The 2,201-nt window shown below is 24.0% G+C and carries 3 protein-coding genes; all 3 read right to left on the bottom strand.

What is annotated here, in order from left to right; translation table 11 throughout:
- The coding region (locus tag HMPREF2663_RS02190) for a recombinase family protein (RefSeq protein ID WP_176746325.1) at positions 1 to 152 on the bottom strand (152 nt) is incomplete at its 3' end.
- A 159-nt stretch (positions 153 to 311) separates the two neighbouring features.
- Positions 312 to 1,310, bottom strand: a complete 999-nt coding sequence (locus HMPREF2663_RS02185) for an SMODS domain-containing nucleotidyltransferase (RefSeq protein WP_046044684.1) — start codon at positions 1,308 to 1,310, stop codon at positions 312 to 314.
- Between the two features lie 32 nt (positions 1,311 to 1,342).
- A complete protein-coding gene (locus HMPREF2663_RS02180) occupies positions 1,343 to 2,116 on the bottom strand; it encodes a hypothetical protein (RefSeq protein WP_070592729.1) in 774 nt (257 codons plus the stop codon).
- Positions 2,117 to 2,201: the final 85 nt, after the last annotated feature.

Raw genomic sequence — 2,201 nt, 5'->3', positions numbered from 1 at the left:
TTAAGTGCTTCTTGAAATACTGGTCTATTTTCTACTGACTTTCCCGATTGTTTCTCTGTAAATATTTTCTCTACGCCAAATGTTTTCAAATTATCTATCTGTCTCTCTAAATTTTGATCTGTCGAAGATACTCTTGCATAACCTATAATCATTCATATTCACTCCACAATTAATATACACCCTAATCATACGTTTTAGTTGCTATAAATTCAACAACTGTATCTGTATGATTAGGGTGTACTTGAAAATAACAAAACTAACTTTAAAATATTTTGTCATACTTGCGCAATGAATTTATCTTTTCATAATCACTAGACATATAACGGGAATTCTTTACCAAATACTTTTCGCCACTCATCTATTGCTTTTTTATTATCAAGATTTGATGCAAAATCTATGGCTTTTTGAGATATTTTAGAGTGTTCATTAGCTTTTTGAGATATTTTATATTTTTCCTCTTGAGACAAAGTATTAATATCAACTTTTGGATTATCTGGAGAAAAAATCATATTATAAATTTCTTTTTGAATAAAATTTAAAATGTTAGGTATTTCCGTACTAATATGTTGTTTTAGTTCTTTATTATCTTGATAATAATTTAATATTATTATCTCTAATAAATAAGAAGGCATTGTAGGTGCCATACTATTTTTATTCCAATATTTAATAATACGTATTATATCTAATAATTTTCCACCATTAATTTGATTTAATTCTGAAATTATACTTTTCTCAATTCTAGGATCAGTTTTTTTCCAATAGCCATTACCATCAGGTATTAAATAGTGAGTATTTCCTTTTAGATCTTTTTTAGTAAAAAAACAAGGAACAATATCAAAGTTCCACTTATATGTTGCTAATTTTAAAGTGGCTGCTTCTTGATTTCTCTTTATGTCTGAATATTCGTATTGTGGTATCTTTTTCAATAACTCAATAAATTTATTTATTACTCTTCTAGAATTAAGTCTATTTGAATCATCAAAACATAATTTTTTTAACATATCTGCATTCTCTTCAACTATTATTTCAATTTTGTCTGAATATTCAATATAAGTTCCATTTTCTGCACTCAATGTAATCATTATGTCTATGTCATCTAAATCTTTAATTTTAGTTTTTCGAGCAAAAGAACCAAAATATATATTCTTTTCGCTATATAAATTCGGAAATGTTTTTTCTTTATTTGGAAATGTTTTTATTTGTTGTACTAACCAATCTCTACTTTTTAAAGCTTTATTTGTTTCATTTCTATCTAATTTCACATAATCTTTTGAGAATTTTTCAAAAGCTGCTTCTACTGTCTTTACCATTAAATCTCTCCTTTATAAATAAAGATAATTATTTATTTCAATTTCAGATCTTTTTTTATACTTTCCCATTCTTCTGATGTTTTTTTATTAATCTCATTAAATATTTTTGTCGAAAGCATTACTCCCATTCTAGCTTTAAGAATTTCATATTCAATAGTAACATCTAGTATTTTAGATAAGTTTTCGTTAAAATTTCCTTCGTCTTTTGTATTTATAAGATATATATATCGAAATTTTTGATAAATTTTTTCTGTTTCAATTTTATATTTTTCTAATTTTATCCAATTAATTATTATATTAGTACCAAATAACAGCTGTACTATAAATAAAAGTAACTCTATATGAGTTGAACGTAATATTAATAGAAACAACAAAGTTATCAAAGAAATTATTGATTTACATCTTTCTTTATGTAACATTTTTTTACTAATTTCAAAAGAAAATAATGAATTCTCAAAAGTATTTAAACCTAAACGAAATATAGATGGCGAACTTTCATTATTATAGTAACCTTTAGTTTTTTCATCATTTAAAGGTATTCCAAACGAATTCGATAGTAAATGAGTTTTTCTTATATTTTCTACTTTAGGAATTAACCAGACTGTTAAAATAGTATCAATTGCAAAGAAACACACTAATACTACTATGTAGAGTACTATAATTAAATATTTAAAGTCATTATCTAAAATAAATGTAATGAAACAAGAACAGATTAATGATACATAAAAGAGCATTTTTTTAATTTTATTTACACAATTGACTTTTTTATACTTACTATCCATAGTATCTTTTCTCTCTTTTGTCATAAATACCACCTATCATATATTATACTTCCTATATCTATTATATAAAATTTACTTTTTGCATTCCTCTACTAACCAGTGTTATAAT

This window comes from Staphylococcus sp. HMSC077D08 (assembly GCF_001837945.1).
Taxonomy (GTDB): Bacteria; Bacillota; Bacilli; order Staphylococcales; family Staphylococcaceae; genus Staphylococcus; species Staphylococcus epidermidis.
This window is presented reverse-complemented; position numbering and strand designations above follow the sequence as displayed.